The organism is Kytococcus sp. HMSC28H12, from assembly GCF_001816045.1.
Classification (GTDB): domain Bacteria; phylum Actinomycetota; class Actinomycetes; order Actinomycetales; family Dermatophilaceae; genus Kytococcus; species Kytococcus schroeteri.
Genome location: NZ_KV824297.1, coordinates 1 through 2,475, shown reverse-complemented (window position 1 = coordinate 2,475; position 2,475 = coordinate 1). Strand labels below are relative to the sequence as shown.

3 protein-coding genes are annotated in these 2,475 nt (G+C 71.4%); all 3 read left to right on the top strand.

Annotated features, from left to right (window positions below):
• A partial coding sequence (locus HMPREF3099_RS01925) for a YncE family protein (RefSeq protein WP_070703508.1) occupies positions 1-1,215 on the top strand: 1,215 nt, incomplete at its 5' end.
• Positions 1,212-2,042, top strand: coding sequence for an SURF1 family protein (locus HMPREF3099_RS01920; RefSeq protein WP_070703507.1), 831 nt, complete (start codon positions 1,212-1,214; stop codon positions 2,040-2,042). The genes HMPREF3099_RS01925 and HMPREF3099_RS01920, both read left to right, overlap by 4 nt.
• Positions 2,043-2,044: 2 nt before the next feature.
• The gene (locus tag HMPREF3099_RS01915; protein ID WP_237769703.1) at positions 2,045-2,425 is read left to right on the top strand and encodes a DUF3817 domain-containing protein; all 381 of its coding nucleotides are present in this window, start codon (positions 2,045-2,047) and stop codon (positions 2,423-2,425) included.
• The last annotated feature ends 50 nt before the right edge of the window (positions 2,426-2,475 follow it).

Sequence of the window (2,475 nt, the reverse complement as noted above, 5' to 3'; positions counted from 1 at the left end):
GCTGCGCCCTCCCCGAGCAGCCCGGCGCCCGAGCAGTCGGGGGGGACCCCCTCGGCGCCGGAGGGTGACGCGTCCTCTGGTGACGACACCGGCGGCACGTCGGACGGGCAGTCCCCGGCCCCCTCCCAGGGTGCCTCCGAGACCCCCGCGCCGAGCGAGCCGCTGGAGCCGAGCGACCCGGAGAAGCCCGCGAACACGACCTTCCTCAAGCAGGTCGACGTGATCAAGGGCGCGATCCGCCCCAAGTCCGTGGTCTCCAACGACCGTGGCCGGGTCATCGCCAACAACATGATGTACCAGCACACGATGACGGTGTACGACGCCACCAGCCACGACCTGGTGCACACCATCAGCGACGAGGTGGACCTGGGGGAGTTCGGGCTCGAGGGCGGCACGGTGCAGGGGGCGCCGGTCGAGGCGGCGTTCAGCCAAGACGGGCAGACCGCCTACGTCACCAACTACCAGATGTACGGCAAGGGTTTCACCCCGCACGGCGACGACCTGTGCGAGAAGGGCGAGGTCACCGACCACGGGTACGTCTACGAGGTCGACGTGGAGTCCGGGACGGTCACCGGCGCCATCGAGGCCGGAGCCGTGCCCAAGTACGCGGCGCTGAGCCCCGACGAGAAGACGATGCTCGTCTCCAACTGGTGCGACTACGACCTGTCCGTCATCGACATGGAGTCCGGCAAGGAGACCGGCCGCGTCCCGCTGGGCCGCTGGGCCCGCGGCATCGCCTACGCCCCCGACGGCACGGCCTTCGCCACCGCCATGGGCACGCCGAACCTCTACCGCATCGAGAAGGGGTCCACGAAGGCGGAGGTCTTCGCCACCCCCGGACAGCGCATCCGCCACGTCGTGGTCTCGCCCGACGGGAAGTACCTCTACGTGGTGGCCTCGGGTGCCTACAAGCAGTTCGAGACCAGCCGCGTGGTCAAGCTCGACGCCGAGACCGGCAAGGTGCTGGGGCAGGTGCACACCGGCAACGAGCCGCGCTCCATGGACGTCTCGGGCGACGGGACCGCGCTCTACGTCGTGAACTACTACAGCGACACCATGAGCAAGGTGGACACCGAGACGATGGAGGAGGTCCAGGAGGTGCCCGCGGGCCACCACCCCATCGGCGTCACCTATGACGACGCCACGCACAAGGTGTGGCTGGCCAACTACACCGGCTCCATCCAGGTGTTCGACGACACCGCCACCTCCCGATGACGGCGGGCGGGACCGCTGCCGGCCCCGGCCGGCACGCCCGCGCGTGGCGGTACTTCCGGTCCACCCCGCGGTGGTGGGGGCTGGCGCTGCTCGTCCTCGTGCTGCTGGTGGCCTTCTGGCGCCTGGGCCTGTGGCAGTTCCACAACGCCACGGCCGACGGCCGTGAGCAGGCGCTCCGGGAGGCGCAGGACCGGCCCGTCGTGGCCCTGGAGGAGGTGCTCCCGGTGGGCAGCTCCTTCCCGGCCCCTGAGCGCGGACGCACCGTGACCACCAGTGGGCGCTTCACCGGCGAGCAGTTCCTCGTACCGGACCGCCGGCTGGACGGTGCGGACGGGTCGTGGGTGGTCTCCCGCTTCGAGACCTCCGCCGGCGCGAGCCTGGCCGTGCTGCGCGGCTTCGTGCCCGGGGAGCCGCCCGCGCACGCCCCGGCCCTGCCGCAGGACCTGCGCGGCCAGGTGGAGCTCACCGGCGCCCTCGAGGCGGGGGAGGCCCCCGCCGGTGCCATCGGCGGCTCGCAGGAGCGACACGACTCGGTGGACCTCGCGTGGTTGGTGAACACCTGGCCCACGCCCCTGCACAACGGCTACCTGTTCGGCGACCACGCGGACGCCGGGGGCCGGAAGCTGCCGCTGACCTCCCCGGGCATGCGGGCCGTGCCCCCGCCGCCCCCCGAGGTCTCCGGCATCGACTGGCAGAACGCCGGCTACGCCGTGCAGTGGTGGCTCTTCGCCGTCTTCGGCCTGTGGGTCGCCGTGCGCATGCTGTACGACGAGTCCCGGCAGGCGCAGGTAGCCTCGTCCCCCGAGACCCCAGACTCAGGAGAGTGACCGTGGCCCAGCCGATCATGCGACCGCACAGCGCGGACGACCCCACCATCCGCCCCAAGCTCACGGTGTGGCGGGTGCTGGCCTTCGTGGAGTCCGTCGCCCTGCTGATCCTCATCGGGGTGATGGTGGCCAAGTACGGCTTCGGCATGGACCGGCTCAGCCAGGTCTGGTCGCCCATCCACGGGTTCATCTTCATGGCCTACGCCGTGGCCACCGCCGTGCTCTGCTTCGGCCTGCACTGGGGCCTGGGCCGGATGCTGTGGATCATGCTCTCGGGCTGCATCCCCTTCTGGTCGTTCGTCATGGAGCGCACGGTCACCCGGGACGCGCGCCTGCAGGTCGACGGCCCCTTCCGCTCCACCCGCCGGGACCTGCGCGACTGAGCCCCGACACCCCGGCCAGCCACCAGCGCGCGCATCTCGGTCTCGGAGAC

Bases quoted from the DNA above. Each gene is read 5' to 3' on its own strand.
- HMPREF3099_RS01920 (WP_070703507.1), top strand. From the start codon at position 1,212: ATGACGGCGGGCGGGACCGCTGCCGGCCCCGGCCGGCACGCCCGCGCG.